Genomic DNA, 26,382 nt, shown 5'->3' with positions numbered 1-26,382 from the left:
CATGAGGGAACGGGAGATCGCGGACCGGCTGGAGATCGCCGACCTGCTCGCCAGATACGCCCACGTCCTGGACGCCGGAGACTGGGCACGCCTCGACCTCGTGTTCACCGCGGGCGCGGTGCTCGACCACACCTCGGCGGGCGGCGTCCGGGGCACCCGCGAGGAGGTCAGGCGGTGGCTGGCCGAGACGCTGTCGCGCTGGCCGGTGCGGCACCACCTGATCGGCCTGCCGGTCGTCAGGTTCGAGGGGGACGAGGCCGAGGTGACCGTCCCCTACACCGGCACGCTCGTCCCTCCCGGAGGCGTCCTGGACGCCGGCCTCGTCCGGCACGGCGGCTGGCACCACCACCGCCTGGTCCGCACGCCGTACGGCTGGCGCAGCGGGGAACTGGTCGAGGAACAGGCCTGGCGTGTGACGGGGGACGGCGGCGTGTGAAGCATGCCGGACCTGTCATTCTTAGTTGCGTGATGTCGTATCTGTCGGGCCGTAACGCGGGGGAACGGTGAAAGAAAGCAAGCCGATCGAGTGCTGGCTGTCGGACATGGACGGGGTCCTCGTCCACGAAGGACACCCCGTTCCCGGCGCGGACGAGTTCGTCCGCCGCCTGCACCAGTCGGGCAGGCGTTTCCTCGTGCTCACGAACAACTCCATCTACACCCCCCGGGACCTGTCCGTACGGCTGCGCGCCGTCGGCCTGGAGATCCCGCCGGAGTCGATCTGGACCTCCGCGCTGGCCACGGCGCGGTTCCTGGACGGTCAGCGGCCCGGCGGCTCGGCCTACGTGATCGGTGAGGCGGGGCTGACGACCGCCCTGCACGAGGCCGGTTACGTGCTGACCGACATCGACCCCGACTACGTGGTGCTCGGCGAGACCCGCACCTACAGCTTCACCCAGATCACCCGGGCCATCCGGCTCATCGAGGGCGGCGCCCGCTTCATCGCGACCAACCCCGACCCGGTCGGCCCGTCGAGTGAGGGGTCGCTGCCCGCGTGCGGCGCGGTCGCGGCGATGATCACCAAGGCGACCGGCGTGCAGCCGTACTTCGTCGGCAAGCCGAACCCGATGATGATGCGCAGCGCGCTGCGGGCCATCGAGGGGCACAGCGAGACCACCGCCATGATCGGCGACCGGATGGACACCGACATCGTCTCCGGCATGGAGGCCGGGCTGCACACGATCCTGGTGCTCAGCGGTGTCACGTCCAAGGACGAGATCGAGCGGTACCCCTTCCGCCCGTCCCGGGTGGCCGACTCGGTCGCCGACCTGATCGATCTGATCGACGCCGACGTCTGACGCCGCCCGGGGTCAGCGCAGCGGCAACTCGGAGGCGGGGGCGCGGGCGGTCGGCGAGTCGGCGTCCGGGATGAACAGGCGCGGCGCGCCGCCGCTCAGGGACACCACCCAGACGTCGGCGTCGCGGCCGCCCGCGCCCCCCTTCGGCACCGCGTACATCACATGGTCGTCGTCGAGCCACGCCGCCTGGTCGTCCACGCTGCGGGTCTCCGCGAGCGGGGTCTCGGCGCCGGTCGCGAGGTCGAGGGAGTGGAAGCGCCAGACGTCGGTGTTGAGCCCGGTCCGTTTCTTGTAGACCAGGCGCCCGCCGTCCGGCGACAGGGACGGGCACTCGGCGTTCTCCCGCAGGGCGGTCAGGGTGCGCCGCCCGATGTCGCCCTCGACGAGGTACCTGCGGTCCTGGGTGGCCACGGTGGCGAAGAAGCGCTCCCCGCCGGGGACGAACGTCACACCCCACACGTTGCGGTCGGCGTTGTCGTTCGGCCGCCCGTTCAGCAGGAACGTGAACCGTTCGACGTTGCCGACCGGGTCGCCGCCGACCCGGCCGATGAGGGTCTCGGTCGAGAAACCGTCGGAGAGGTAGGAGTGCCCCGTCACGAAGGTCGTCGTCGCGTAGTAGCGGCCGTCCTCGGAGATCCGGGCGCGGCTCGGGATCCCGGTGACCGGGGCCTCCCCTTCGGGCCGGAGCCGCTCGTCCAGCAGGGTGACGGCGAACGGCTGGATCGGGTTGCGCGTCTGGCGCAGGCAGAGGCCGCCCGCGGGGGAGGCGGCCGTGCGCTCGCAGCGGGGCGGCAGGACGACGCGCTCGCGCCGCACGTCGGCGGCCGGGAGCACGGCGAGGTGGCCGAACCCGGGTCCCGGGCGCAACGACCGGAACACGACCTGCCGGCCCTCGGGCAGTTCGGCCCGGCCGTCGCCCGCGGCGCCGGTCGCCCCCGCGCGCAGCACCGAAAGGACGACGTAGCCCACGGCAACGGCGGCGACGAGGACCGCGGCCGTCTTGATGAGCCTGTCGTTCCCGGTCCCGCGCGCGCTGGGCTGGGTCATCGGGCCTCCGTACGGCGGTCGCGGGCTCGTGTGATCATCGGTACGGCGGTGAGCAGGGCGGCGGTGAGGGCGGCGGCGAAGATCCACACGGCGGTCTCGCCCTCGGCGACCGTCCAGATCGCGCCGAAGGCCACCGCGCCCAGGGCCCGCCCGCCCGCGACCGCCGTCTGGACGACGGAGATCCCGGTCGCCGTCAGCCCGGCGGGCAGCATGGGGGCGGCCGCGGCGGGCAGCACGCCGTCGGTCGCCGCGTAGTAGGCGCCGAGGAACGCCAGGCACAGCACGGCCCCGGCGACGCCTCCGGCCAGGATCGCGGCGAGGTAGGCGCACAGCAGCAGGCCGTACCCGGCGGCGAAGACGCGGTTCCTGCCGTGGCGGTCGGAGAGCCTGCCGAACGGCACGGCCAGGGCGAGGTAGACCAGGCTCGTGCCGACGAACAGCAGCGGGAACCAGCGGGTCGTGACCGACTCGCCGTGCAGCAGGACGAGGTAGAGGAAGCCGTCGCCGATCGTCGCCGCCGACAGTACGGCGGCGGCGCAGAGAAGCCGCAGGAACCCGCCGATCCGCAGCAGCGCCGCGACGTCGCGGGGCGAGAGCGGCCCGGCCGGGGACGGGGTGTGCTCCGGTACACGCTGCAGGAACAGCAGCACGCCGAGGACCGCGGCGCAGAACGAGACGACGAAGACCATGTCGAAGTCGCCCGGCGCGAGCGCGAGCAGCCCGAAGGCGGCGACGGGGCCGAGCAGCGCGCCGGTCGCGTCAAGGGCCCGGTGCACGCCGAAGGACCTGCCGAGCCGGCCGGGGGGAGCCGCGGTGGCGATGAGCAGGTCACGCGGCGCGGTCCGCAGCCCCTTGCCCGCGCGGTCGACCGCGACCGCGGCCGACAGCGCCCCCGCGCCGGCCACGGGCAGCAGCATCAGCTTGGCGGCGGCCCCGAGGGCGTACCCCGCGCCCGCCACGAGCTTGGGACGGCGCAGCCGGTCGGCGAAGAAGCCGCCGAGCAGCCGGACCAGGACGGTCGCGCCCTGGTAGAGACCGTCCAGCATGCCGTACGCCAGAGGGGTGAGCCCCAGGGCGAGCGTCGCGAACAGCGGCAGGACGGCCGTCACCATCTCGGAGGAGACGTCGGTGATCAGGCTCACCAGGCCGAGGACCACGACGACCCGGGGCACGGGGGCTCTCGGCCCCGTGCCGCGCGGGATGTCGCGTACCGATACGTACACCTCAGCCGGTGCCCGGGAGCGGTCCGTCGGTGGAGAAGGCGTTCAGGACGTTGCCGGTGATGGTGGAGATGTCGTTGTCGTAGTGGTTGTAGAACAGGCTGCCCGCCCAGGAGATCGAACTGGCGGAGAAGACCGCGCCCCCCTTGGGGTAGAAGGTGAGGGCCACGTCGCCGCGGACCAGCCAGTTGACGGTGCCGCCCTCCATGAGGTTGGCCGTGTTGTTCTCCTCCTTGACGAACATGTACTCGTCGCCGAAGCCGGTGCCCGAGCCCAGGACGACGGTGTTGTCCGGGGTGCCGAGGGCGTAGTCGGCGCGGTCGAGCTCCTCGCCCATGGGGCCGCCCCTGCTCTGCAGGGAGTCGAAGTCGCCGATGGGGCCGGTGGCCTTGACGCCGTCGAAGACCCAGGCGGCCCTGGGGTCGTGGCTCTCGGGGGAGCGGTCGAGGGGGCGGCTGTACAGGCCGGTTCCCAGCCGTGAGCCGAAGCCCTGGGCGGTGAAGCCGACGCCGACCAGCTGCTGCGGGGGTCTGCCGCGGAAGCGCCACAGGCCGCCGAACTCGCCGGTGGTGTTGTGGTAGTACTCGCCGGGGGCGCTCTGCCAGGCCTCGGTGCCGTCGTGCCTGCGCAGTTCGGTGTAGGTGCCGGTGCGGTCGAGCGGGGTGACCCAGTAGAAGCCGTTGCCGCCCAGGTACATCAGCCTGCCGCCGTCGTTCAGCCAGCCCTCCAGGGCGTCGAGCATGGGTTCGGAGGTGTACTCGGGGTGGCTGCCGGTGACGACGACCTGGTAGTCGTCCAGCAGTTTCCTGCCCTCCCGGTGCAGGTCGTGGTCGGTGACGTAGTCCACGGTGCGGCCGGTGGACTCCAGCCAGTCGATGATGTGGGTGTCGGCCTCGAACTGCCACGGCCTGCCCTCACCCTTCGGGCCGGTGGAGAGCGGGCGCAGGTTGGTGATGGGCCGCAGCGCGGAGGAGTATACCACGCCGCTGCCGTCGCTGTGCCGGGAGTACTGGCTCATCCCGCTCGTCAGGCCGCCCGTCATCCCGTAGGCCAGGTAACTGAAGGTCGGCACCAGCAGGGCGACCTTGGAGGTGGCCTTGCCCCGCTTGGGGCGCACCACGAAGGTCGCGTGGTAGACGCGTCCGTCGGCCTCCAGCTTGGCCGCGTACACGCCGCTGCGGGCGTCGGCGGGTACCCGCCAGGTGAAGGCGCTCTCCCAGGCGGCGTCGCCCAGGTCGTCGTCGTGGAAGTACAGTGCCCCGTACTGCCCGGGCGCCCGCCTGAAGTTCTGCTCGTCGGCCTGCCAGTTGTGCCCGGTGACGGCGCGGACCGGCAGGTTGACCGTACGGCCGCGCAGCCGGTTGGGGGAGACGTCCACGACCTGGTCGGTGTCCATCCGCTGGGAGAAGTCGAGGGCGAGCGCCGTCCGCCCGGCCGGGCCGCCGTCGCGCAGGGCCTGGACCTCCCGCTCCTCCAGCGCCCGGCCGTACACCCGGGGGGCGTCGACCTTGCCGTTGTAGAACCCGGTGGGCCGGTCCTGGGCTCCCTGGTAGGCGGCCACCAGCAGCGGGGCGGTGGCGTCTCTCAGCCCGCGGGCCTCGATCGTGCGGGTGACGACGGCCTGGGAGTCGTTGGGGTGGCCGGTCAGCGGGTACTGGTACAGCCTCACCTTCCCGGTCCCGGCGTCGTAGGAGACCGCGGCGAAGTACCAGCCGGAGGAGTTCACGTGCTGCGGCCGTACGGCGCCGCCGGGCTCGACCCCGCGCAGCGCCGGGGCCCACGGCTTGAGCCGCACGCCGGTGCTCACCGTGTGGGCCTGCCCGGACCGGTCGGCCAGCCGCAGGCCGAGCCCGCCGTCCCGGTCCACGAACATGCCGTATCCGGCCTGTTCCCTCTCCGACCACTTGGTCACGATCCCCTGCGCGGCCCCGGTGCCGACGGGGGTCCGCCGGTAGGCGACGGGGTTGAGCTCGGAGCCGGGGACGGTGGTCGGCGCGATCCACGCCGTGATGGTGAAGCTTCCGCCGAGCCGCAGGGCGGGGGCGTCCGGGACGCTCACGTACGAGCCGACGGGGAGAGTCTGGTGACGGCCGGGGTACTCCTTGTTGACGGCGGACTCGATGACCTGCTCCTTGAGGCCGGGTCCGCGCGGGTCCGCGTCGCCGTGCACCACCCGGACCATCGTCGCCCTGAAGGTGGGGCTCTTCGTGCTCACCATGAACTTCACGGACTCACCCGGCTGGACGCTCAGCCGGTCCGGATAGCCGCTGATCCCCAGGGCGTCCAGCGCCTCCTGGGGCGTGCCCGGATCGACGGGAAGCGGGAGAGGGTCGACCTTCGGGGTCTGGGGCCAGGCCGCCGCCGTCCCCACTCCCGTGGCCAGGGGGCCGGAGCCGCCGATCGCGACGGCCAGAGCCGTGACCAGCAGTGCCGTCCTCAGTCGTCTGCGCGCGATCACTCGATCACCTCTCTGCCGGCCCTGGAACCCTGGTCACACGGGACGACATGCCGTCTCACCGGCGAGGCGCCGGGGCGACCGCTGTGCCGACGCGATCGAACGATGCGTGCTCTCGTCGCCTCGTGGAGAACGTGCGCTGTCTCCTCTCGCCAAAGGCTCCGCCTCAAGTTAAAACAAACAGCTAAGAACAAGCCATAGGGTGCGTATCGGCCTCCTGGCCGATAGTGGACAGCTCGCCGTACGTGGTTCCGCGACGCCGTCGAGCGCTTCGGCCTTCCCGCCGGTTGGCAGATTCGGCCTGTGCCCTAAAGGTCTCGACAGTGGTTTGAGGCGTGATCCGGCCCGCGGAACGAGGTGTCCTCACAGATCAGAGATAGGTGTTTCCCGCCCGGGCGTGATCTACATACGGAACAGGCCCAGCAGGTCGTCCATCGCGACGGTCAGTCCCGCGATGATCAACCCTGTGAGAATGGCGAGGGTCATGCCGCTGATATGCGCCCGGTGGTCCGTACCGGCCGTTAACACTCCTGTGACGGCCATACCGGCCAGAAGTGAATTACGGACCACATGACGTAAGGAATACTCCGCCCCTGCTGTTCCGAAGCAGTTGCATCTCGCCCGCACACCGCGTTTGAGTGCCAGGACGATGACGCCGGTGAAACCGATCAGCAGGGTCAGGGCGCCGGAAAAGCCGACAACGGCTGCCTTCGGCCCCGCCACCGGTGAGGCGGCGAACGCAAGGACCACCAGCAACTCCATGGCCGCCACCGACCGCGCCACCGTCGGCACTACTCCGGGCGGGAACCAGTCCAGGTCTCTGATCGATTTCTCAAAACCTTTCCGGTCACGGGCTTTTCCCAGCCCGGCGTGACCGAACACCGCGGCCAGTGACACCGCACACGTCAGCGACACGTACATCATCGCGCACCACCGTCAAGATATCCGGCGGCCTGAGTCCTGAAGAGCCCGGCATAGATCCCTCCTGCCAGCATCAGGTCGGGATGCGGCCCCTCTTCGACTATTCTTCCCTCCTCAAGCACGACCAGGGAGTCGGCATCGCGGAGTGCGCTCAACCGGTGGGAGATAAGCAGGCCGGCACGTCCCCGACGGTATTCGCTGAGCTGTTTGTGGATCTCGTATTCGGCCTGCGCATCCAGGCCGGAGCTCGGCTCGTCAAGGATCAGGAGATCCTTCTCCACCTGAAGCGCTCCTCGCGCAAGCGCGATGCGCTGCCACTGCCCGCCCGACAGAAACACACCCCTCTCCTGGTCGGCGCCGTTCTTCTCAAGATTTTCCCCGTCAATGAAAAGGCGCGTGAGCGGTGTCTCATAACCGCGTGGGAGAGCCAGTAGATCTTCGTGGATCTTGGCCCGCTGAGCAGCCGCCTCAAGCCGGGGGCGATCGCCCATGTAGGGCATATGCCCTATCCCGATGTTTTCGAACGCGGGGAGGTCGTAGCTCATGAAGTCTTGGAAGACCGCTCCCATACGCTGCCGGAGCTGGACCGGGTCGATGTCCCGGATATCGATCCCATCCCAGTAAATACCGCCACGCTCTACTTCGTAGAAACGGCAGAGGAGTTTGACCAAGGTGCTCTTTCCTGACCCGTTCCTTCCGGCCAGCCCCACGGTCTTGCCTGCGGGGATCTCGAAGGTGACGCCACGAAGGGTCCACGGATGGTCAAGGCTGTAACGGAACCAGACGTCGTGGAAGACTATGCCGTGGCGGAGGGGGGCCAGCGTCCCGGTGCGGACCGGCACCGGGAGGTCGGGATCGTTCTCCTCGATGTCGCTGAGCTGCTGGAAGTACAGGGTCTGCTGATGGATGAAGGCGACCTGGGTCGTCAGTCCCCCCAGGGAGCCCTGAACACCCGCGACCGAGGCGATGAACATCGCTATGTCGCCGGCGCTCATATGGCCGTTTCCGGCCCCGATGATCGACCAGATCAAACCGGCTCCCACGGCAACGGCCGAGACCGTGCCCAGGCTGGACTGGAGGAACAGCTCCCGCCGATCGGTCGCGCGCTGTTCGGCGTCGGCCCGGCGCACCTCCGCGAGCATTCTGTCCTTTAGGAAACCTCCGATGCCGAACAGCCTGATCTCTTTCGCCGCCTCGACACCCGCGAGCAGGGTGCTGTAGAACAGCTCACGCCGCTGCATCGGGCTGATCTTCAGGGTCGTCGACGCACGTCGTCTCGACAGCGCTATTTCGCCGGCCAGCGTCGTGACGGCTCCCAGGGCTATCACGAGTGCCATGACCGGGCTCAGTGCGATCAGCGACCCGAGGAATCCACCGACGAGAAGGGTGCCACCGAAGATGTCCAGACCGCTCCGTACGATGTGTCCGGGAGCACTTCCGCCTGAATGACCGGCCATCCTGAGTTTGTCGAGAAAGACGGGATCCTCGAAACGGGAGATACCCGGAAGCCGGTTCACCGCGTCGTAGACGCGTTCTTTGGCCAGAAGTCTGGTCTGTCTGTCCAGGTCGTTCTGGAGATATCTGCCCCACCCTCGCAGGACGATCGGGACCATTCCCAGGGAGGCCAGGGCGGTGGTCAGCCACACGATGTCGAACTCTCCCGCCGCGATCTGATCGATCACCAGTTTGGTGAGCCACGCGGTCGCGACGGGGACGATCGAGGACAGAAGAGAGACGAGCGCGAGCACGGTCAGCCGGCCGGCGGCCGTGCGCCAGGCGAGGGCGATCGCCAGACCCAGCGTCCTCAGCGAGCGCCGCGCGGACGACCACCTCATGCCGGCCGTCACGAGCCCAGCTTTCTGATCATCTTTCCGGTGACCCAGGCGGCCGAGATGTAGCCGTATTTGCGTGAGTCCTCACTTGTGTTCGGATTGTCGCCGAGGAGCACGAGCTTTCCGGCCGGCACGACGGAGTCCCGGGGAATGGACCGTGTGACGCCGAGGTCGGCGCCGACCCGTTCGCCGGGCAACGCGGCGACCCGTTTGACGATGTGCGAGCGGAATCCGGACGACGGCAGTATCGGCCGTCCCGGGGTCCAGCCCAGTGGCTCACCCATCTCCAGGAAGACCACATCGCCTCTCCGTATACCGGAGGCCGTGCAACGCTTGACGAGAATCTTCTCACCGTTCAATAGACTTGGCTCCATGCTGCAACCTCGGACGGTGACAACGCGCAGTTTTCGCCGGACCGTCCATGTGGCCACGCAGAGCCCCAAGACGCATACGCTCGTGAACGCGAGCACTAAAGTGATCATCTACGTGCCCTATACCTGAATCGGGCTCAACAGGGATTCAAGGTCCATTCCTACGGCGGTGACGAAGCCGGCTTCGTCGAGCAGGCACATCACCGGGAAAGCCTTGACCTGAAAAGCCTTGACGAGCGATCCGTCCGTCGGCTCGACAACCACTTCTCCCGTTTTCTCCAGTGCCACGACCATGTCCGCGCAGGAGGCATAATCGCCTACCACGACGTTGATGACGGCCGGGGCCTCTCGCTCGTTCCGTGCGGCGTGTTCTCTTATCTCCTGCACCTGGCCGGTGAAGGAGGGTATTTTTTCCCGGCAGGCAGAGCAGGTGTCAGAGAAGAACGCCACGACGGTCCATGTCGCCCATGAGTCGGAAGAGAATACGTTGCCACTCTCCAGAGTCGCCTTGAACGGTGCCGGCGACATGCCCTTGTCAAGGACAAGAGATGAGATCGGCGACATCTCCGAACCCATGGAGGCGGAAGGCCTTCGGATTCTTCTGATGACTGCGAGAGTGAGAAGAAGATTAAGAAGGGAAAGTCCTCCGATGAGGACAACACTCACTTCGAGGAGCATTGGACGGGCCTTTCGGTAACCGCTGCGCCGGACAGTCGAAGCGCGATGGCCGAGCCACCCCGCGCTCCGGCCGGTTCCGCGCAGAGAGGACGGGCCGGTACACCATCGATCACCGGAGGATCGAGAGTGGTTGGAGTGAGCAGGTCCGGCGATCACCGAGCCCTCTCGGCGCGGAGCGTCGAGCCTGCCGCCCTGGACGGAACCGGGTGATGTGGCCGATGACGACCGTCAGGAATGACGAGATTCTCGAAATGCCGGCCGTCATCGGCTTACCACGCGTCGCGCACAGGGCGTGTGTGCCCAGCGATCAAGGGGGGTGTTCTCACCATGGAGCCCTCCTTCGATCGGAGAACCCGCGTGACGGGCGCCTTCTCCCACACGGGGCGAAAGGCGGGCGGCAGGTCCGGATCGGTGATCGGGCCTGTTCTGCGGCCTGCAACCGCCTTCCCGGCACTCAGGGTGAGGACGTCTTGACTACGCTCTCAGCAGTCGCCGCAGGAACTGCCGGGGGCCGGGACGTATCCGCATGTACTGGTGTCGGGGCCCGTGCAGTAGTACCAGGCCCGCCGGTACAGGTTCTGGGTCTGGGAGCAGGTTATGCACGCGGCGGCCGCTTCTGTGCGCGGCGCAAGGCGCTCCAATAGCGCGTCGCCGAACTTGTTGATGATCTTCATGCGCTCACCTCTTTATGCTGTTTTCGAATCAGTCTCTGACTCGATTTCGAAACATGACATCACATGCGAACGTGAGTGTCGTTGACTGTGCGTGCGGGCCGACTTGTCAATTCTGGCACTCACTCAGTGTGGGGATGGTGGAACCAATGGTGACGGGATTGGCTTTGGGTTTGCGCAGGAAGACGAGCGCCGGCGGCTCCTGCCGCCCACACCAGGTTGCCGATCGGTTGTTCATTCCTTGCACCGGTCGGTTCCGGCGGTCGTCCGTGCATTGAACATCCAGTGCAGAGCGTCTTTCTCTCTGCTGTTTCCTCGGTTACCATCACCGTGTTCGACGATTGCGGGCGGACGGGAACGGGGTGGATGTGCCTGAACCGCCGGCATTGGAAATTGGAATCTGCGGTGATAGATGTTGATGACGGAATTCAGTACCGACGGTCTTCCTGCGGGGGAAAGATTCGCCTGGTGGACGGAACAGATGGCGGCCACCTTGTGCCCCTCCCAGATGTTCAGCGACGAAGAAGAATGTTTTCGCGGCCGGGCGCGCGTCCTGGAACTGGAGGGCATACAAGTATGCGCGCTCACTCATCCGTCCGTGTGGGTACGCAGGTCGGAGAGGATGGTACGGCAGGGCGGTCCGAAGCCCTACCAGGTCCACCTCGTCCTCAACGGCGAGGCCGTCGTCGATCACGTGGGGCGGAGGGCGCGGCTCGGCCAGGGGCAGTTCGTTCTGGTGGACACCTCCCACCCGTACGCGGCGTGGCGGAGCTGCGCACCGGAGACCACGTCCGCGCTGGTGGTGCAGATCCCGCGCACGCTGCTGCCCCTGCCGCAGGACGCGGCCGGACGTCTGATAGCGGTACCCTTCTCGGCGAGCCGGGGCATGGGTGCGCTGTTCGCCCAGTGGCTTGTCGGCCTGGACCAGCGCGCCGAGCAGTTCGGCGCGGCAGACGCGTCGCCCCTGGCCTCGGTCACCGTTGACCTGCTCGCCGCCGTTCTGTCCTCCCGTCTGGACAGCCTCGTGGACGAAACGCCGGAGACGCGCAAAAAGATACTTGGTCTGCGGATACGTGAGTTCATCCGGCAGAACCTCGGCGACCCGGATTTGTGTCCCATGGGCGTCGCCGTCGCGCACCAGATCTCACTGCGCTATCTGTATGACATCTTCGACGCAGAGGGCATGGCGCCGGCGGCCTGGATCCGGAGGCTCCGCCTGGAACGCTGTCGCAGTGATCTGTCGGACCCCCGGTTCCGCACGCATCCCGTGCACACCATCGCCCGCCGCTGGGGCTTCACCGATCCCGCCCACTTCAGCCGGGCCTTCCGCGCTACCTACGGTGCGCCACCTCGGCACTATCGGCACATCTCTCTCCCCGCGGAGCCGGTCGACTGGCTCACCGACTCCAACTCCGCCGAGGCCTGAACGGACGGCAACGGAACGGCGGGCACATCCGGGATCCGAAGTCTTCGCAGGGTGTCGTCCAGGGAGCACCCGGACAGTGCGCGGCGCACAGTGGCGTGCCCGCGCGGAGGACGCCGCGACGTGCTCACGGACTGATCCCGTCGGGCCGATTCCACGAGGACGGCCCGGATTCCGGAACCCGGGCTACAGGAGCGGCCAGCGGGGATCGAGAAGAAGCGCGGAGGTTCGTGGGTCAGCGCAGCGTGGCCGCCAGGTGCTTGGCCAGGCCCTCCGAGGCGGCCCGCACCATCTCCAGCACCTCGGTGAAGCCCGTGCGGCCCCCGTAGTAGGGGTCGGGCACCTCGGCGTCCCGCGGCGCCGCCGGATCGAAGGAACGCAGCAGCCGTACGTCGGCCCCCGCCGGGGCCAGGCGGCGCAGCACCCGCAGGTTGTCCCGGTCCATCGCCAGCACCAGGTCCACCTCGCCGAACCAGCCCGCCAGGAACTGCCTCGCCCGGTGCGCGGAACCGTCGTAGCCGTGCTCGGCCAGCACCTCCGAGGCCCGCTGGTCCATCGGGTCGCCCTGGTGCCAGCCTCCCGTGCCCGCGCTGTCGACCGTCACCAGATCGCCGAGCCCGTGGTCGGCCAGGGTGTCCCTCAGGACGACCTCGGCCATGGGGGAGCGGCAGATGTTTCCCAGGCACACCAGACACACGCGATAACTCATGTCCCCAGCATGCCGCCCCGCCGTTCCCCCGGAGCGGGAGCCCCCGCGGGAACGGCGGGGCCACATCGGGTGCCGGGTGGGCCGTGTGAGACGCCGAGGCGGTGCCGGGCCGGGTGGCCCGGCACCGCCTCGCGGTTCGGGGATCACCTCGCAAGAGGTGGGACGGGGTCAGCCGACGGTGAACTCGCCGTGGTAGCCGACGCTCTTGGCGCCGCCGAAGGGGCCGCCGACGGTGCACTTGAGGGTGCCCCGGAGCAGGTCGGCGCTGAGGTGGGCGGAGAACCTCTCCCCGTCGAGGGGGCCGCCGACGACCTGGCCGGACAGGGTCACCTCGCTGGCGATGTTGCTTTCGAAGTTCAGGTCGAGATTGCTGCGGGTCCGCGTGCCGTCGTCCTGAATCCAGTCCAGGGTGCCGGTGCCGTGGCCGGTGCCGCCGCCGCCGAGTTCGCAGGTGAGCCAGACACCGCTGAAGTTCGCGGTGAGCCTGGCCTCGTCGATGCCGAGGCCGGTGGAGTCGCGGCAGGAGCCGTTGGCTCCGCGGATCTCGATGTCCTGCCTGAGGGGGACGATCTGCACCCCGGGCTTGAAGTACATCGTGCCCGCGGTGTCGCAGGTGACGCTCCCGGCGGCGTGGGCGGGTGAGGTGAGAGAGGTGAGAGAGGTGAGACCGGTGGCGGCGACCAGGGCGGCCAGCAGGGCGGCGCCGCGGACGCGACGGGGCTGGGACATGGGAACTCCTCCAGGGGGCTGATCGGGCGCGTCGTGGTCTTTGACGCGCCCGGATGTTCCCTCTCACCATGGCCATCACGGAAAGTGAATACAAGAATACTTTCCGTGACATCGGGTAAGGCGGTCCTTGCCGCGGGGCGCGGGCGGAGCCGATCAGGCGTGGATGAGCGCCACCTGGCGTCCGACGAGGGGCTCATGGGCGGGCCTCGGCGACGGGTTCGTGACGGGGCACCGGAATCGGGCCCGCCCGCCGCTGGCTATCCTGTGGCACGTCGAGCCGGGCACGGCTCCCCACCACGAGCCCACCGGAAGGCGACGACCGTGACAGCCTCCCAGCGCCGGAGCGCATGGCCGGTGGTGGCGCACGTGGTCCTGTTCCTCCTGACGACGGTCATCCTGGCGGGCGCCCTGTGGTACCTCGGCGCGGGCCTGTGGCAGACCCTCGCCGTGGCGGGTGCCGCCGTCCTGCTCCATGTGGGAGCGGTGACGGCCCGCCGACGGCCGTGGGAGGGATACGCGATCGGCGCGCTGGCGATGCTCGTCCTGGTGCTGACGCCCCTGCTGGGCTGGTCACCGGTCATGCTGCCCTCGGCTGTGTGCTTCCCCCTCGCGTTGTGGCGGCTGACCGGCCTGGTCCCGGTCAGGTCCTCGGTGGCCGCGCTGGCCGTCGCCCTGCTCGGGATCGTCCTCAACGAGCTGGTGACATGGGCCCGGCTGCCCTCCGGCGTCTCCGCGTGGACCCACCTGGTCGAGGGTGGGCTGCTGATGTCCGTGGTCGGTGGCGTGTGGCTCGCGGCCCTGCTGGTGCGCCGCAGGCACGAGGCCCGCCGAAGGGCGGAGAGCGAACGACTGGCCGCGGCGGTCGCGGAGGAACGGGCCGGTATCCGCCGCGACCTGCATGACGTGATCGCCCACACGGTCACCGTCATGGTCGCGCGGATCGAGGCCGCGGCGGTGACGACGGCGGACCCGGCGACCCGACGCGAACTCGGTGACATCGCCGAGACCGGCCGGGACGCCCACCAAGGCCTGCGCGCGATGCTGGCCACCGTGGCACCGCGCGCCGACTCCCGGCCGGGAAAGGTCCCGATCTCGCTCGACGTCCTCCCCGACCTCGTGGCCTCGGCGGCCAGCCCGCTCCACACGGTGACGTTCGCCGAGGTGGGGGAGCGACGGCCGCTGAGCCTGAGCGCGGAGGTCGCGGTGGTCCGGACCGTGCAGGAGGGCGTCACCAACGCGCTGCGTCACCTCGAACCACCGGTCGAGGTGACCGTTCACCTGCGCTGGACCCCGGCCGAGGTGGTGGTCGAGGTGCGCGACGACGGCGGCAGGGCGCCTCGCGGCGGCAGCGGCCAGGGGACCGGCCTGATGGGGATCGGGGAACGCGTGAGTACCGCGGGTGGCACCCTGTCGATCGACGACGGGGACGACGGATGGGTGCTGCGGGCGCGGCTCCCCACGAAGGAGGGGGCATGACCGCGATCCACGTCATGCTCGTCGACGATCAGGAACTGCTGCGGGCCTCGCTCCGTACGGTGCTGTCGGCCGACGAACGCATCGAGGTCACCCACGACGTCGCGAACGGCGGCGACGCGATCGAGGTCGTCCGGCGGCACCGGCTCGACGTGGTGCTGATGGACATCCGCATGCCGCGCGTGGACGGGGTCGCCGCCACGGCGGAGATCGTCAGGATCTCCCCGGCGACCCGGGTGCTCATGCTGACGACGTTCGACGACGACGAACTGGTCGTGGCCGCCATCCGGGCCGGCGCGAGCGGTTACCTGACCAAGGACGTCCGGCCCGCCGCCCTGGCCCAGGCCGTGTGCGACGTCGCCTCCGGGACGTCGGCACTGGCCCCCGGGGTGGCGGCGACGGTCCTCGATTTCGTACGGCAGGTGCCGGTGCGCAGGACGGCGGCCCTGAACGGCCTCACCCCACGCGAGGTCGAGATCTTCGATCTGCTCGCCCGCGGCAGGTCCAACAGCGAGATCCGCGCGGAACTGGTGCTGAGCGAGAACACGGTGAAGTCGCACGTCCGGGCCGTCCTGCAGAAACTGAACCTGCGCGACCGTGTGCACGTGGTGATCCACGCCTACGAGAACGGGCTGGTGGGCCGCAACGATCTGCCTGTCTGAGATTCCACCCCGCCGGGCGGTGCCCTCTCACCCCTCGGGGTGATGTCGGCCGGTGGCGCCCGGCCTAGGTTCGACGTCGTGCGTTTCCTACGTGTGATTTCCCTCCTCGCGCTCGTCGCCGTACTGCTCGGCTGGACGGCACCGGCCACCGCCACCGCCACCGTCACTGCCGCCGGCGGACGACTGGTCGACGAGTATCGCTCCGTCTTCGGCACGCCGGGGGTCGCGGCGGCCGTGATCGACGGGTCCTCGGTCGAGACGACCGTTCGCGGCCGGGACGGGGACGGCAACGCGGTGACGGCGCGAACCCGGTTCCGGGTCGCGTCGATGAGCAAGTCGATGACGGCCACGGCGATCATGCTGCTGGCCGACCGTGGACGCGTCTCCCTGGACGACCCGGTCGTCAAGGTCCTGCCCGACTTCAAGATGGCCGATCCACGCTTCACCGGGATCACCGTGCGCCAGATCCTCAGTCACACCTCGGGATTGTCGATCAGCACGAACAACGAGTACGTGTTCCCGCCCCCGCGCGGCGCACGGGAAGTCGTGGCCGGGCTGGCCGACAAGACCCTGGCCGCCGCTCCGGGCACCCACGCGGAGTACCACAACACCAACTACTCGATCGCGGCGCGGATCGTCGAGGTGGTGTCGGGGAAGTCCTTCGACGCCTTCCTGCGTACCGAGCTGTTCACACCGCTGGGCATGACCGACACCGGCTCGACGCTGGGATGTTCGGATCAGGCCGGGGGCCTGACGTCCGGGTACGAGGTCGTTCTCGGGGTCGCGGTCGCGGCACCGGAGATGCCGGGGTTCTGCGTCGGCAACGGCGGAGTGATCTCGACCCTGGACGACATGGTGCGGTGGCTGCGGTTCAACCAGGGCACCCTCGGTACGGGCCTGCTGAGCGCCGCTTCCCTGGCCGAGTTGCACACCGCCCAGCCGAACGCCGGTGGCTACGCCCTCGGCTGGCAGGTTCGCCCCGTCACGGCGGACGCGTCGCCGTTGTTGATCGGCCACGGCGGGACGCTGGCGACGTGGACCGGGGACATGGTCTTCTCTCCCAGGAGAGGGGTGGCCGCCCTCGTCCTCACCAACGGCGGCGGAGATCCCAGCCTGCTCTCGGGCAACCTCGTCGCCGAACGGATCGGGTCCCCGGAAACGCCGATGAGCAACCCGCTCACCATGGTGAACGCGATCCTGCTCGGGCTCACGGCGGGGATGGCCGCGCTGCTGGTCACCGTGGCCGTCCGAGCGCGCCGCTGGGCCGCGCGGCGTCGTGCGGCGCGCCGGCCGAGGCTGGTTCCGCGGCTGGTTCCCCTTGCCCTGGTGACGGTGCTGGGCGTGGTGCTGCCGACACCGATCTGGGGGGAGTTCAGCTTCCATTACTGGATCGTCACCGCCTGGCTGATGCCGCTGCTGGCGATCTTCTGCCTCACCTGCTCCGTGCTCGGGGCGGTCGCGCTCGGCCGTCGCCTCTGGTGCTTGCGCCGCGCGGGCCAGGCGGTCTCCGCCCCGGTCCCCGGCGGCGCCTCGTCGTGAGGCTCGCCGGATCGGCTGTGGAAGGTTGCTGATATCTTAACTCGCACCTACTGTGATCTCAGCCGCGCGTCACGCGAAGGAGACCCCGGTGCCCCGGTCGCGGTCCTCGACCGGCGGGGGCGCAGGACGGAGCGGCCGGACGGGAGCTTTTCATGACCACCGCACTGATCATCGGCGACGTCCAACGGGGCATCACGGGCGGTTATCCGTTCGCCGGGCAGGTTCTGCCGCCGCTCACCGAGCTGCTCCCGCGCGCCCGCGCGGCCGGTGCGCTCGTCGTGTTCGTGCACTTCGCCTTCCGTGACAACGGGGCCGACCTGCCGCCGGGCAACGCGCTGTACCGGACGTTCTACGACGCCGGGGACGCCTTCCACGAGAGCTCGGCCGGGACCGAGATCGACCTGCCGGTCGCCGGCGAGGACGTCGTCGTGCTGAAGCGCCGTGCCAGCGCGTTCGCCGGTACGGACCTCGACCTCGTGCTGCGCGCCCGCGGCGTCGACGCGCTCGCCGTCGCCGGGGTCGCGACCAGCGCGATGGTGGCCGCGACGTGCTACGACGCCGCGGACCGCGGTTACCGGGTGACCGTGCTGCGCGACGGCTGCGCCGACGGCGACCAGGCGATGCACGACTTCTTCATGGACGCCGTCTTCCCCAGCCGGGGGTTCGAGGTCGTGTCCTGCGCCGGGTGGCACGAAGGGCGGGTGTGACGGCCGGGTCGCGTCGTGGCCTCGTGGTCGCGGCGGAGCGGGTCCCACGCCGGGACCGGGAACCGGGAGCGCTCGGCCGGATCGGAGACGGCCGGGCCCGTCCGTGGGGCCCCGGCCTTCGGGCCGGAGCGAGCAGGACAAGCCGATCCGTCATCCGGAGGCGCCGGGAGGCTTCCCGGCCGTGGCACCGGGCCGGGGAGACGACGGTGCGGGCAGCTCGATGTGCGCCCTGCTCACGGAGGCGCTCTTCGCGAGGACCCGAAGCACGTCGTGGCGCACGCGTTCGCACCGTGCGCGCATCGCGTCCTGGGCACCGTCCGCGTCCCGCTCGCGCAGCCGTTCGAAGACGGTCCCAAGCTCTCCGGGCGGGCTCGCGATGCCGGGGTCGATCAACGCGGCCATCCGCAGGACACGCTCCAGCTCGTCGAGCACGTCGACGATCGCCTTGCCCAGACGGCTGTTCCCGCTGAAGTTGGCGATGACGCCCTCGAACTCGATCCCGGCCCGGAGGGACTCCTCCTGCCCCGTCTCGCCCGCCGCGAGCGCGAAGGGCACCCTGGACAGCGCTTCGAGCCGTTCGAGTGCCGGTGCCGTGACTCCCAGGCGCGCCGCGGCGCCCGCGGCCTCACCGGACAGCAGTGACCGCAGGGCGCAGAGATCGTCGGTGTCCTGGAGCGTGATCGGGCTGACGACGTAGCCCGCGCGCGGAAGCGCGGTCACGAGCCCGTCGCGCCTCAGCCGGGCGAGCGCCTCGCGCACGGGCGTCTTGCTGATGCCCCACTGCTGGGCGAGTGACGTCTCGGTGAAGCCGCTGCCGGGCGGCAGTGTCAGGTCGATGATCTGGCGCCTGATCGCCCGGTAGGCCTGGCTCGTGCGGTCGAGGCCGCTCTCGTCCCCGCCGACCAGCAACAGCGCGGGGACGTGCGGCGTTCCGGCGACCACGTCATGGATGTCGGACACCGGCCAAGGATATCAACGTGAAACGTTGATACATCAGAGCGCGGACGAGGCCTCAGGCCGTCTCGCCGGGGGTCGGGGAGAGACCGGAACGGACGTCGCGGAAGTAGACGTTGGCCGCGGGACTGAACATGAGGGCCATTGCGGCCAGCACCGCCGTCAGGTGCACCACCCGGCTGAGGACGAAGGCGAGGGTCATGAGGTCGGCGTCGGCGAAGAACCCGAGGATCGAGTTCCCGGCCATCAGCCACCGGACCGGCTCGACGACCAGCGACAACGTGCCGAAGATCCCCAGGGTCAGCGCCAGGGCGACACGTGCCCAGCCCCGGCCCTGACGCAGGCGCACCGCCAGGAGGATCGCTCCGGCGAAGACCGCGAGCCGGAGACCGAGACCGCCCGCCAAGCCGGTCGCGGAGGCCGTTCCCCTGGCGAGCAGATCGGCCACGGCCAGGGCGGACTCGAACGCGCCCGTGCCCACGGCGATGAACCAGAGCGACGCGGCTGACCTGACGGAGGCGGGCACGGAGGGAGAGCCGGCCAGGAGCTGGGTGGACATGAGGCCTCCTCGAAGTCGGGGGTGATCGATACGTGAAGAGTCTCCACCGCGAGGACGTGGCCGTTCATGCCCGCGCGCACCCGAGCCGGGGGTAGGGAGGGCCTTACCGCGAACCCCGCCGAGGGGCCTCGTCGTTAAGGATTCCTTCACCGGCAGGTGTGGGAACTGTGGGGTACTCACGATCGCGGAGCCTTGCGGGAGGGAAAGAGGCCGTCCTAGCCTCGATTGTCGACGATCGACAATCGAGGAGGCGTGGTGGCAGACAAGCTCCGCGTGCTGGTGGCGTCACCGTTGGAACCCGAGCATGTGGAGGCCGTCAGGGCCGTCGATCCACGTGTCGAGGTCCTCTACGAGCCGGATCTGCTGCCCCGTCCGCGTTATTCCGCCGACCACACCGGGATCAGGCCCGAGCTGTCTGAGGCCGACCTCGGCCGCTGGCGGGACCTGCGGGCCGGAGCGCACGTCAGCTTCGACTTCGACTGGCTCGACCCGGCGGCCATGCCGGTCAACTGCCCCGAACTGCGCTGGGTGCAGGCCACCAGCGCGGGCATCGGGCAGTTCGCCCGCAGGACCGGGCTGGCGGACAGCGACCTCGTGCTCACCACCGCCGCGGGCGTCCACGCCGTTCCCCTGGCGGAGTTCGCGCTCACCGGGGTGCTGCACTTCGTCAAGGGTGTGCCCGACCTGGCACGACGGCAGGCGCGGAGGAACTGGGAGCGCTACACCACCCGGGGGCTGACGGGCCTGCGGCTGGCCGTGGTCGGTCTCGGCGGCATCGGGCGCCAGGTCGTCAAGGTGTTCTCGGCCCTCGGGGTCGAGGTCGTCGGCGTCGGCAGACCGGGGCGGACCTACGACATCCCCGGGCTGTCCGAGCTGTGGCCGTTCACCGAGATCGACGACGCCCTCGCCGGGGCGGGGGCGCTGGTGCTCGCCTGCCCGCTCACCGACGAGACGGAGGGCCTCGTCGGGGAACGGCAACTGGCCGCGCTGGCTCCGGGGGCCGTGCTGGTCAACATCTCGCGCGGCCAGGTGGTCGACGAGCGGGCGCTGACGGAGGCGCTCGCCGCCCGCCGGCTCGGCGGCGCCTTCCTGGACGTCTTCTCGACCGAGCCGCTGCCACCCGGGTCGCCGCTGTGGGACATGGACAACGTCGTCGTCTCCCCGCACTCCGCCTCGACCGTCGACACGGAGAACCGGGCGATCACCGAGTTGTTCACCGACAACCTGAGGCGCTGGCTCGACGGGCGTCCGCTGCGCAACGTCTTCGACCGGGAGAAGGGTTACTGACCGCACGAGGGATGTCCTGACGCCCGTCCCGGAGTTCCGGCGGGCCGCCGTGGGGCGGCTCGCCGTACGGCGTGTCCCCAAGGGGGCCGCGGTGGGGCGGGCGATCGGGCGTGCCCGCGTTTCGGCAGCTCACAGCCCTGCAAGGTATGTTGAACGCGGATTTATAACGGGCTGAATCAGCTATTGACGGTAGCCCGAATCTCGTTCCATATTGTCGATTGTCGACGATCGACAGCGGAGGCAGCGAGCAGGACGGCGGGCCAGTCCCTCCACCAGGTCCTCGGGGGATCGAGGACTCCGCATTGCTCTTCCAGAGGAGGGAACCGATGGCGAAAACACGCCGCTCCCGCATCATGTTCGCCACGGCGACGACCGTGGTCGCGCTCGGAGCCGCCGCGGCCTGCGGCGGGGTCCAGCGAAACGCGGACACCCCCGGCACGGGCCCGGCCGACGGCACGCCCAGGGCCGGCGGGACCATGACCGTCGCCTACAAGTCCGACCCCAAGACATTCGACCCGGCCGTCTGCTACGACGCGACGTGCTGGAACAACATGCGGATGCTGTACGACCGCCTCTACGACTACAAGGGCTCGACCAGCGAACTCGTCCCGCAGGGCGCCGAGGCGCCGCCCGCGGTCTCGCCCGACGGTAAGACCTACACGATCAGGGTCAGGCCGGGGATGACCTTCTCCGACGGCTCGCCCGTCACGGCCAAGGACTTCGCCTACTCCTTCGCCCGCATCCTCGACCCCGCCACCAAGTCACCGGTGCGCGGCTTCTGGACCGGCGTCGCGGGCGCCGAGGAGTACGGAAACAAGCCCGAGGGCACCCCCAAGGGCATCCAGGCCGTCTCCGACAGCGAGCTGCGGATCGAGCTGACCCAGCCGAACTCCGCCTTCAAGTACATCCTGGCCATGCCGCACGCCTCGGTCATCCCCGAGGGCTCCGGCGCGGAGGCGGCCACCAAACCGCTCGGCTCCGGCCCGTTCGTCTTCAAGGAGTTCTCCCCCGGCCGCCAGATCGTGCTGGAGAAGAACGCCAAGTACTGGGACAAGCCCCGCCCCTACGTGGACAAGGTCGTCGAGCTGCTCGGGGTCAACCCCGACGTGGCGCTGCTGCAGCTGGAGAAGGGCCAGATCGACCTGATGGGCGACCCGATCCCGCCCGCCCAGTACCTGTCGGTGACGGCCAACGCGGCGCTGAAGGACCGCACCGTCACCATCGCCAAGCCCAGCACCTACTTCCTGACGCTGAACGTCAAGATGAAGCCGTTCGACGACCCGAAGGTCCGTGAGGCCGTCTCCTACGCCGTCGACCGCGCCTTCCTGCTCAAGCTGGTCAACGGCCAGGGCCAGGTGGCCAACGAGTTCCTGCCGCCCGGCGTGCTCGGCCACACCGACGAGAAGCTGGTCCACGACCAGGACATCGCCAAGGCCAAGCAGCTGCTCGCCGAGGCGGGCTACCCCGACGGCTTCTCCACCACGCTCTACTCCTGGAACACCCCGCCGTGGACCAACCTGCTGCCCCAGCTCCAGCAGGACCTCGCCAAGATCGGCGTGAAGGCCGAGCCCCGCCCGCTCCAGCAGAGCACGTTCTTCGAACTGGCGGGCACCCCGGGCAAGGCGCCGATGGCGCTCAGCTTCTGGGTGGCCGACTACCCCGAGGGCAGCAACTTCTTCCAGGCCCTCACCGCCTGCGCCGCGGCCGTCCAGGGCGGCCAGAACTACGCCTTCTCCTGTGACAAGGAGACCGACGACCTGGTCGCGAAGGCCCTGGCCACCGACTCGGAGCAGGAGGCCCAGCGGCTCTACACGCAGGCCAGCACCAGGCTGCTGGCGGGCAACTCGCTGGTGCCCCTCTACTACGGCTCCAAGACCGAGGTCTTCGGCAAGAACGTGGGCGGTTACTTCCCGCAGCCCGTCTGGGCCTGGGACATGACCAACTACTGGAAGACCGACGGCAAGCCGCTCGGCTGACCCCCTGTGACGATCCCCGATGCTCCCGCTGCCCCCGGTGAAAGGCTGACCATGGACGCGCTGCTCGACGTGGACGACCTCGTCGTCCGCTTCGCGACGCCCAACGGCGACCACACGGCCGTTCGCGGGGTCTCCTTCTCCGTCGCCGCGGGCGAACGCCTCGGCATCGTCGGCGAATCCGGTTCGGGCAAGTCCGTCACGGCCCAGGCCGTGATGCGGCTGCTCGGGCCCGCCGCGACCGTCGAGTCGGGCGCCGTGCGCTTCGAGGGACGCGACGTGCTCGCCTTCCCCAGGGACGAACTGCGCCGCTGGCGGGGCGCGCAGGCGGCCATGGTGTTCCAGGACCCGCTCTCCAGCCTCAACCCGCTGGTGCGGATCGGACGCCAGGTCACCGAGACGCTCCGTGAGCACCTGGGGATGGACCGCGGGGCCGCCGCCGTACGGGCCGCGGAGCTGCTGGCCGAGGTGGGCATCCCGGACGCGGCGGCCCGGCTGCGCGACTACCCGATGACGTTCTCCGGCGGCATGCGGCAGCGGGTCGCCGTCGCCATCGCCGTGTCCTGCTCGCCCAGGCTGCTCATCGCCGACGAGCCGACCACGGCGCTCGACGTCACCGTGCAGGCCCAGGTGCTCGACCTGATGGACAGGATGACCGCCGAACTCGGCACGGCCGTCATCCTGATCAGCCACGACCTGGGCGTCGTCTCGACGTTCTGCGACCGCGTCCTGGTCATGTACGGCGGGCGCGTCGTCGAGAGCGGCACGACCGAGGAGATCGTCGGCGCCCCCCGCCACCCCTACACCCGCGCCCTGCTCGGCTCGATCCCCGCCATGACGGGGCCGCTGCCGCGCAGGCTGCCGTCCATCCCGGGCAGCCCGCCCCAGGCGGGCGCCCGCCCGCCCGGCTGCTCGTTCGCCTCACGCTGCCCGCTCGCCGAGGACGTCTGCCACGAGATCGAACCGCGGATGGAGGGCGGCGTCGCCTGCCACGTCGCCACCGCGGCCGGGGAGCGCCCGTGAGCACCGGGACCGCACACCAGAGAGGAGAACGCGAGGTGAACGTCGTCGAGGTCGAGGACCTGCGCGTGCACTTCTCCCGCCGCCGCGGCGTGACCGTGCGGGCCGTCGACGGCGTCTCGTTCACGGTCGCGCCGGGGGAGACCCTCGGCCTGGCCGGTGAGTCGGGCTCGGGCAAGAGCACGGTCGCCCGCGCCCTGCTGCGCATCACCGACCCCGCCGGTGGGCGCGTCCGCATCGGCGGGCGCGACATCGCGGGGCTGCGGGGCGCGGCCCTGAAGACCTTCCGCCGCCAGATGCAGATGGTCTACCAGGATCCCTACGACTCCCTCGACCCGCGCATGAGGATCGGCGCGACCGTCGAGGAGGCGCTGATCGTCAGGGGCCTGCCCGCCGGGCAACGGCCCGCGCGGGTGCGGGAGCTGCTGGAGCGGGTCGGGCTGCCGGCCGCCCTGGCCACCCGCTACCCGCACGAGCTGTCCGGCGGCCAGCGCCAGCGGGTCTCCATCGCCCGCGCGCTCGGCGTCGACCCGGCCGTGATCGCCTGCGACGAGGCGGTCTCCGCCCTCGACGTCTCGGTACGGGCCCAGATCCTCAACCTGCTCAAGGACCTGCAGGAGGACAGCGGGCTGGCCTACCTGTTCATCTCCCACGACCTGTCCACGATGCGGTTCGCCGCCGACCGGATCGCGATCATGTATCTCGGCAGGCTGGTGGAGATCGGCACCAGGGACCAGGTCTTCGGCGCCCCGCGGCACCCCTACACCCAGGCGCTGCTCGCGGCGGTCCCGGTGCCCGGCGCGCGCCGTACCGGGCCGAGGGTCAGGCTCGCCGGGGAGCCGCCGAGCCCCGCCGACCCGCCCGCGGGCTGCGCCTTTCATCCGCGCTGCCCGCTCGCCGAGGAGATCTGCCGCACCGTCAGGCCCGAACTCGCGGTCAAACGGGGCGGCCAGCTCACCGCCTGCCACCTCGCGCCCGAACCGGAGCGCGATTCCGAGGTGACACCGTGACCGCCGCACAGCCCACCGAGCCCCGCGTGCGCGACGGCCTGCGCAGGGCGGGACGCAGCCTCCTGCGGGACATCCCCGCCCTCGTCTCGGTCGCCGTGCTCGTGCTGCTGGTGCTCGCCGCGATCCTGGCGCCGCTGCTGGCCCCGCACGACCCGATGCGCACCTACGCCGAGGGGCTGACCGCCAGGGGCGCGCCCGTGCCGCCCGGCGGGGAGTTCCCGCTCGGCACCGACCCCAACGGCCGCGACGTGCTGTCCAGGCTCCTGTACGGCGCCCGCGTCTCGCTGACCATCGGCGTCGTCGCCAACGGCCTGGCCACCGTCGTCGGGGTCGTGGCCGGGGTGACCGCCGGTTACTTCGGCGGCCTGGTGGACACCGTGATCAGCCGGATCACCGACATGGTCATGTCGTTCCCGATCCTGCTCTTCTGCGTCGCGCTGATCTCCGTCACCGGGCCCAGCCAGCGCAACGTGGTGCTGGTCATCGCGCTGGTCTACTGGACCTACCTGGCACGTGTCATCCGGGGGATGGTGCTCTCGCTGCGCGAGCGGGAGTTCGTCACCGCGACCCGCACGCTCGGCGTGAGCGACACGCGGATCATGGTCAGGCACATCCTCCCGCACCTCGTCCCGGCGATCATCGTCTACGCGACGCTGGGCGTGGCCAGTTCGATCCTCATCGAGAGCTCGCTGTCGTTCATCGGCGTCGGCGTGCCGGTGCCCGAGGCCTCCTGGGGCCAGATGGTCGACGACGGCCGCAGATACTACGAGGTCGCGCCGTGGCTGCTGTTCGCCCCCGGTCTCTGCCTGATCGCCACCGTCCTGGCCTTCAACCTGGCGGGCGACTGGCTGCGCGACCTGCTCGACCCGACCGCACCGGAACGGAGGTGACGGCGTGACGGGATGGGTTCTGCGCCGGATCGGGCAGATGGTCCTGGTCCTGCTCGGCGTGGTCACACTCGCCTTCCTCATGGCCTACGCCGTACCCGGCGACCCGGCCAGGCTGATCGCGGGCCCCAACGCCGACGCGGCGACCGTGGCCTCGATCCGGCACCAGCTCGGACTCGACGCCCCCCTGTGGTCGCAGTACACCGCCTTCCTCGGCAGGCTCCTGCACGGCGACCTCGGCACCTCCTACGCGCTGCACGGCGCGCCGGTCGCCGGACAGCTCGCCCAGGCCCTGCCGACCTCGGCGCTCATCGCGGTCGGCGGGATCGTCTGGCAGCTCCTCCTGGGCGTCCCCGCCGGGATCGTGGCCGCCTACCGGCCCAAGAGCGCCGCCGACAGGCTCGCCACGCTCGGCGCGCTCATCGGCCTGTCCGCCCCGCCGTTCTGGGTCGGGCTGCTGCTGCTGTACTACCTGGCCTACCGGTTCTCGATCTTCCCGCTCAACGGGCTCGGCGACCCGCTCTGGTGGTACCTGGCGCTGCCGACCTTCACCCTCGGCCTGGCGGGCGCGGCGTGGTACGCCAGAATGACCCGCGCCCAGATGCTGGAGGTGCTGCGCTCGCCGTACATCCAGATGGCGCGGTCGAAGGGGCTGCGTGAGCGGACCGTCCTGACCAGGCACGCGCTGCGCAACGCACTCACCCCGCTGATCACCATGATCGGGATGGACTTCGGCTACTTCCTCGGCGGAGTCCTGATCATCGAGTCGGTCTTCGGGCTGCCGGGCGTCGGCAAGCTGACCTACGACGCCATCGACCAGCTCGACGTCCCGATCGTCACGGGCGCGGTGCTGCTGGCCGCCTTCTTCGTCGTCGTCATGAACTTCCTCGTGGACCTCACGTACGCGGTCGTCGACCCTCGCGTGCGCAACCGCCGCTGACCGGGTCGGCACAACCCCCG

General features: G+C 70.0%; 25 protein-coding genes. 13 read left to right on the top strand and 12 right to left on the bottom strand.

From position 1 onward, the window contains the following. Position 1: 1 nt before the first annotated feature. A complete protein-coding gene (locus ABZ463_RS13635) occupies positions 2-436 on the top strand; it encodes a nuclear transport factor 2 family protein (protein ID WP_352012030.1) in 435 nt (144 codons plus the stop codon). A 67-nt stretch (positions 437-503) separates the two neighbouring features. Continuing rightward, entirely contained in the window at positions 504-1,295 is a 792-nt protein-coding gene (locus ABZ463_RS13630) for an HAD-IIA family hydrolase (protein WP_352012031.1), read from the top strand. A gap of 12 nt (positions 1,296-1,307) precedes the next feature. On the opposite strand, the gene ABZ463_RS13625 is transcribed toward ABZ463_RS13630, so the two are convergent. The 8 genes from ABZ463_RS13625 to ABZ463_RS13590 form a co-directional block, all read right to left on the bottom strand. Further along, the gene (locus ABZ463_RS13625; protein WP_352012032.1) at positions 1,308-2,342 is read right to left on the bottom strand and encodes a hypothetical protein; all 1,035 of its coding nucleotides are present in this window, start codon (positions 2,340-2,342) and stop codon (positions 1,308-1,310) included. Next, positions 2,339-3,514 carry an MFS transporter gene (locus ABZ463_RS13620; protein WP_362775980.1) on the bottom strand — a complete coding sequence of 392 codons (1,176 nt, stop codon included), beginning with the start codon at positions 3,512-3,514 and terminating at the stop codon, positions 2,339-2,341. The genes ABZ463_RS13625 and ABZ463_RS13620 overlap by 4 nt, the downstream gene beginning before the upstream one ends. 52 nt (positions 3,515-3,566) lie before the next feature. Further along, entirely contained in the window at positions 3,567-6,020 is a 2,454-nt protein-coding gene (locus ABZ463_RS13615; protein WP_362775978.1) for a N,N-dimethylformamidase beta subunit family domain-containing protein, read from the bottom strand. Positions 6,021-6,419: 399 nt separating this feature from the next. Further along, positions 6,420-6,941, bottom strand: coding sequence for a MauE/DoxX family redox-associated membrane protein (locus ABZ463_RS13610; protein WP_352012035.1), 522 nt, complete (start codon positions 6,939-6,941; stop codon positions 6,420-6,422). Continuing rightward, complete coding sequence (locus tag ABZ463_RS13605; RefSeq protein ID WP_362775976.1) at positions 6,938-8,785, bottom strand: ABC transporter ATP-binding protein; 1,848 nt, start codon at positions 8,783-8,785, stop codon at positions 6,938-6,940. Before ABZ463_RS13605 ends, ABZ463_RS13610 begins: the two co-directional genes overlap by 4 nt. Further along, complete coding sequence (locus ABZ463_RS13600) at positions 8,782-9,240, bottom strand: S26 family signal peptidase (protein ID WP_352012037.1); 459 nt, start codon at positions 9,238-9,240, stop codon at positions 8,782-8,784. The genes ABZ463_RS13605 and ABZ463_RS13600 overlap by 4 nt, the downstream gene beginning before the upstream one ends. Positions 9,241-9,261: 21 nt before the next feature. After that, positions 9,262-9,819, bottom strand: a complete 558-nt coding sequence (locus ABZ463_RS13595) for a hypothetical protein (protein ID WP_362775973.1) — start codon at positions 9,817-9,819, stop codon at positions 9,262-9,264. A 482-nt stretch (positions 9,820-10,301) separates the two neighbouring features. Then, positions 10,302-10,493: a hypothetical protein gene (locus tag ABZ463_RS13590; protein ID WP_352012039.1), complete on the bottom strand. Its 192-nt coding sequence runs from the start codon at positions 10,491-10,493 to the stop codon at positions 10,302-10,304. A gap of 478 nt (positions 10,494-10,971) precedes the next feature. On the opposite strand from ABZ463_RS13590, the gene ABZ463_RS13585 reads away from it, so the two are divergent. Beyond that, complete coding sequence (locus tag ABZ463_RS13585) at positions 10,972-11,916, top strand: helix-turn-helix domain-containing protein (protein ID WP_362775971.1); 945 nt, start codon at positions 10,972-10,974, stop codon at positions 11,914-11,916. 232 nt (positions 11,917-12,148) lie between these two features. On the opposite strand, the gene ABZ463_RS13580 is transcribed toward ABZ463_RS13585, so the two are convergent. Beyond that, complete coding sequence (locus ABZ463_RS13580; protein WP_352012041.1) at positions 12,149-12,622, bottom strand: low molecular weight protein-tyrosine-phosphatase; 474 nt, start codon at positions 12,620-12,622, stop codon at positions 12,149-12,151. Positions 12,623-12,790: 168 nt separating this feature from the next. Then, entirely contained in the window at positions 12,791-13,351 is a 561-nt protein-coding gene (locus ABZ463_RS13575) for a hypothetical protein (protein WP_362775968.1), read from the bottom strand. A 321-nt stretch (positions 13,352-13,672) separates the two neighbouring features. Between ABZ463_RS13575 and ABZ463_RS13570 the strand changes: the two genes are divergently transcribed. The 4 genes from ABZ463_RS13570 to ABZ463_RS13555 all read left to right on the top strand — a co-directional run bounded on the left by ABZ463_RS13570 (position 13,673) and on the right by ABZ463_RS13555 (position 17,732). Next, on the top strand, positions 13,673-14,827 hold the full coding sequence (locus tag ABZ463_RS13570; RefSeq protein WP_362775966.1) for a histidine kinase: 1,155 nt from the start codon (positions 13,673-13,675) through the stop codon (positions 14,825-14,827). Continuing rightward, positions 14,824-15,486 carry a response regulator transcription factor gene (locus ABZ463_RS13565; protein ID WP_352012044.1) on the top strand — a complete coding sequence of 221 codons (663 nt, stop codon included), beginning with the start codon at positions 14,824-14,826 and terminating at the stop codon, positions 15,484-15,486. Before ABZ463_RS13570 ends, ABZ463_RS13565 begins: the two co-directional genes overlap by 4 nt. Before the next feature lie 78 nt (positions 15,487-15,564). Beyond that, complete coding sequence (locus ABZ463_RS13560) at positions 15,565-17,025, top strand: serine hydrolase domain-containing protein (RefSeq protein WP_362775963.1); 1,461 nt, start codon at positions 15,565-15,567, stop codon at positions 17,023-17,025. Positions 17,026-17,177: 152 nt separating this feature from the next. Next, entirely contained in the window at positions 17,178-17,732 is a 555-nt protein-coding gene (locus ABZ463_RS13555; RefSeq protein ID WP_352012046.1) for an isochorismatase family cysteine hydrolase, read from the top strand. Positions 17,733-17,882: 150 nt separating this feature from the next. Here the strand turns inward: ABZ463_RS13555 and ABZ463_RS13550 are convergent, their stop codons facing one another. Next, positions 17,883-18,692: a GntR family transcriptional regulator gene (locus ABZ463_RS13550; RefSeq protein WP_362775961.1), complete on the bottom strand. Its 810-nt coding sequence runs from the start codon at positions 18,690-18,692 to the stop codon at positions 17,883-17,885. A gap of 52 nt (positions 18,693-18,744) precedes the next feature. Beyond that, on the bottom strand, positions 18,745-19,245 hold the full coding sequence (locus tag ABZ463_RS13545) for a hypothetical protein (protein ID WP_352012048.1): 501 nt from the start codon (positions 19,243-19,245) through the stop codon (positions 18,745-18,747). A 255-nt stretch (positions 19,246-19,500) separates the two neighbouring features. Here ABZ463_RS13545 and ABZ463_RS13540 point away from each other — a divergent pair, with 255 nt between their 5' ends. From ABZ463_RS13540 to ABZ463_RS13515, 6 genes are all read left to right on the top strand, one after another. Further along, complete coding sequence (locus ABZ463_RS13540) at positions 19,501-20,532, top strand: D-2-hydroxyacid dehydrogenase (protein ID WP_352012049.1); 1,032 nt, start codon at positions 19,501-19,503, stop codon at positions 20,530-20,532. 326 nt (positions 20,533-20,858) lie between these two features. Next, complete coding sequence (locus ABZ463_RS13535; protein WP_362775958.1) at positions 20,859-22,508, top strand: ABC transporter substrate-binding protein; 1,650 nt, start codon at positions 20,859-20,861, stop codon at positions 22,506-22,508. Positions 22,509-22,514: 6 nt separating this feature from the next. Continuing rightward, positions 22,515-23,528 (top strand): ABC transporter ATP-binding protein, encoded by a 1,014-nt coding sequence (locus tag ABZ463_RS13530; RefSeq protein ID WP_362775956.1) that lies wholly within the window; start codon positions 22,515-22,517, stop codon positions 23,526-23,528. Between the two features lie 35 nt (positions 23,529-23,563). Beyond that, positions 23,564-24,535 (top strand): ABC transporter ATP-binding protein, encoded by a 972-nt coding sequence (locus tag ABZ463_RS13525; RefSeq protein WP_352012052.1) that lies wholly within the window; start codon positions 23,564-23,566, stop codon positions 24,533-24,535. Next, positions 24,532-25,425: an ABC transporter permease gene (locus ABZ463_RS13520; RefSeq protein ID WP_362775953.1), complete on the top strand. Its 894-nt coding sequence runs from the start codon at positions 24,532-24,534 to the stop codon at positions 25,423-25,425. Before ABZ463_RS13525 ends, ABZ463_RS13520 begins: the two co-directional genes overlap by 4 nt. 4 nt (positions 25,426-25,429) lie before the next feature. Then, positions 25,430-26,362: an ABC transporter permease gene (locus ABZ463_RS13515; RefSeq protein WP_352012054.1), complete on the top strand. Its 933-nt coding sequence runs from the start codon at positions 25,430-25,432 to the stop codon at positions 26,360-26,362. Positions 26,363-26,382 lie beyond the last annotated feature (20 nt).

It is taken from the genome of Streptosporangium sp. NPDC020145, from assembly GCF_040631275.1.
GTDB lineage: Bacteria > Actinomycetota > Actinomycetes > Streptosporangiales > Streptosporangiaceae > Streptosporangium.
Note: the sequence above shows the minus strand (reverse complement) of the source record. Positions and strands in the feature narration are given on the sequence as shown.

Bases quoted from the DNA above. Each gene is read 5' to 3' on its own strand.
- ABZ463_RS13635 (WP_352012030.1), top strand. From the start codon at position 2: ATGAGGGAACGGGAGATCGCGGACCGGCTGGAGATCGCCGACCTGCTC.
- ABZ463_RS13625 (WP_352012032.1), bottom strand. From the start codon at position 2,342: ATGACCCAGCCCAGCGCGCGCGGGACCGGGAACGACAGGCTCATCAAG.
- ABZ463_RS13610 (WP_352012035.1), bottom strand. From the start codon at position 6,941: ATGATGTACGTGTCGCTGACGTGTGCGGTGTCACTGGCCGCGGTGTTC.
- ABZ463_RS13595 (WP_362775973.1), bottom strand. From the start codon at position 9,819: ATGCTCCTCGAAGTGAGTGTTGTCCTCATCGGAGGACTTTCCCTTCTT.
- ABZ463_RS13590 (WP_352012039.1), bottom strand. From the start codon at position 10,493: ATGAAGATCATCAACAAGTTCGGCGACGCGCTATTGGAGCGCCTTGCG.
- ABZ463_RS13585 (WP_362775971.1), top strand. From the start codon at position 10,972: ATGGCGGCCACCTTGTGCCCCTCCCAGATGTTCAGCGACGAAGAAGAA.
- ABZ463_RS13580 (WP_352012041.1), bottom strand. From the start codon at position 12,622: ATGAGTTATCGCGTGTGTCTGGTGTGCCTGGGAAACATCTGCCGCTCC.
- ABZ463_RS13575 (WP_362775968.1), bottom strand. From the start codon at position 13,351: ATGTCCCAGCCCCGTCGCGTCCGCGGCGCCGCCCTGCTGGCCGCCCTG.
- ABZ463_RS13565 (WP_352012044.1), top strand. From the start codon at position 14,824: ATGACCGCGATCCACGTCATGCTCGTCGACGATCAGGAACTGCTGCGG.
- ABZ463_RS13555 (WP_352012046.1), top strand. From the start codon at position 17,178: ATGACCACCGCACTGATCATCGGCGACGTCCAACGGGGCATCACGGGC.
- ABZ463_RS13545 (WP_352012048.1), bottom strand. From the start codon at position 19,245: ATGTCCACCCAGCTCCTGGCCGGCTCTCCCTCCGTGCCCGCCTCCGTC.
- ABZ463_RS13535 (WP_362775958.1), top strand. From the start codon at position 20,859: ATGGCGAAAACACGCCGCTCCCGCATCATGTTCGCCACGGCGACGACC.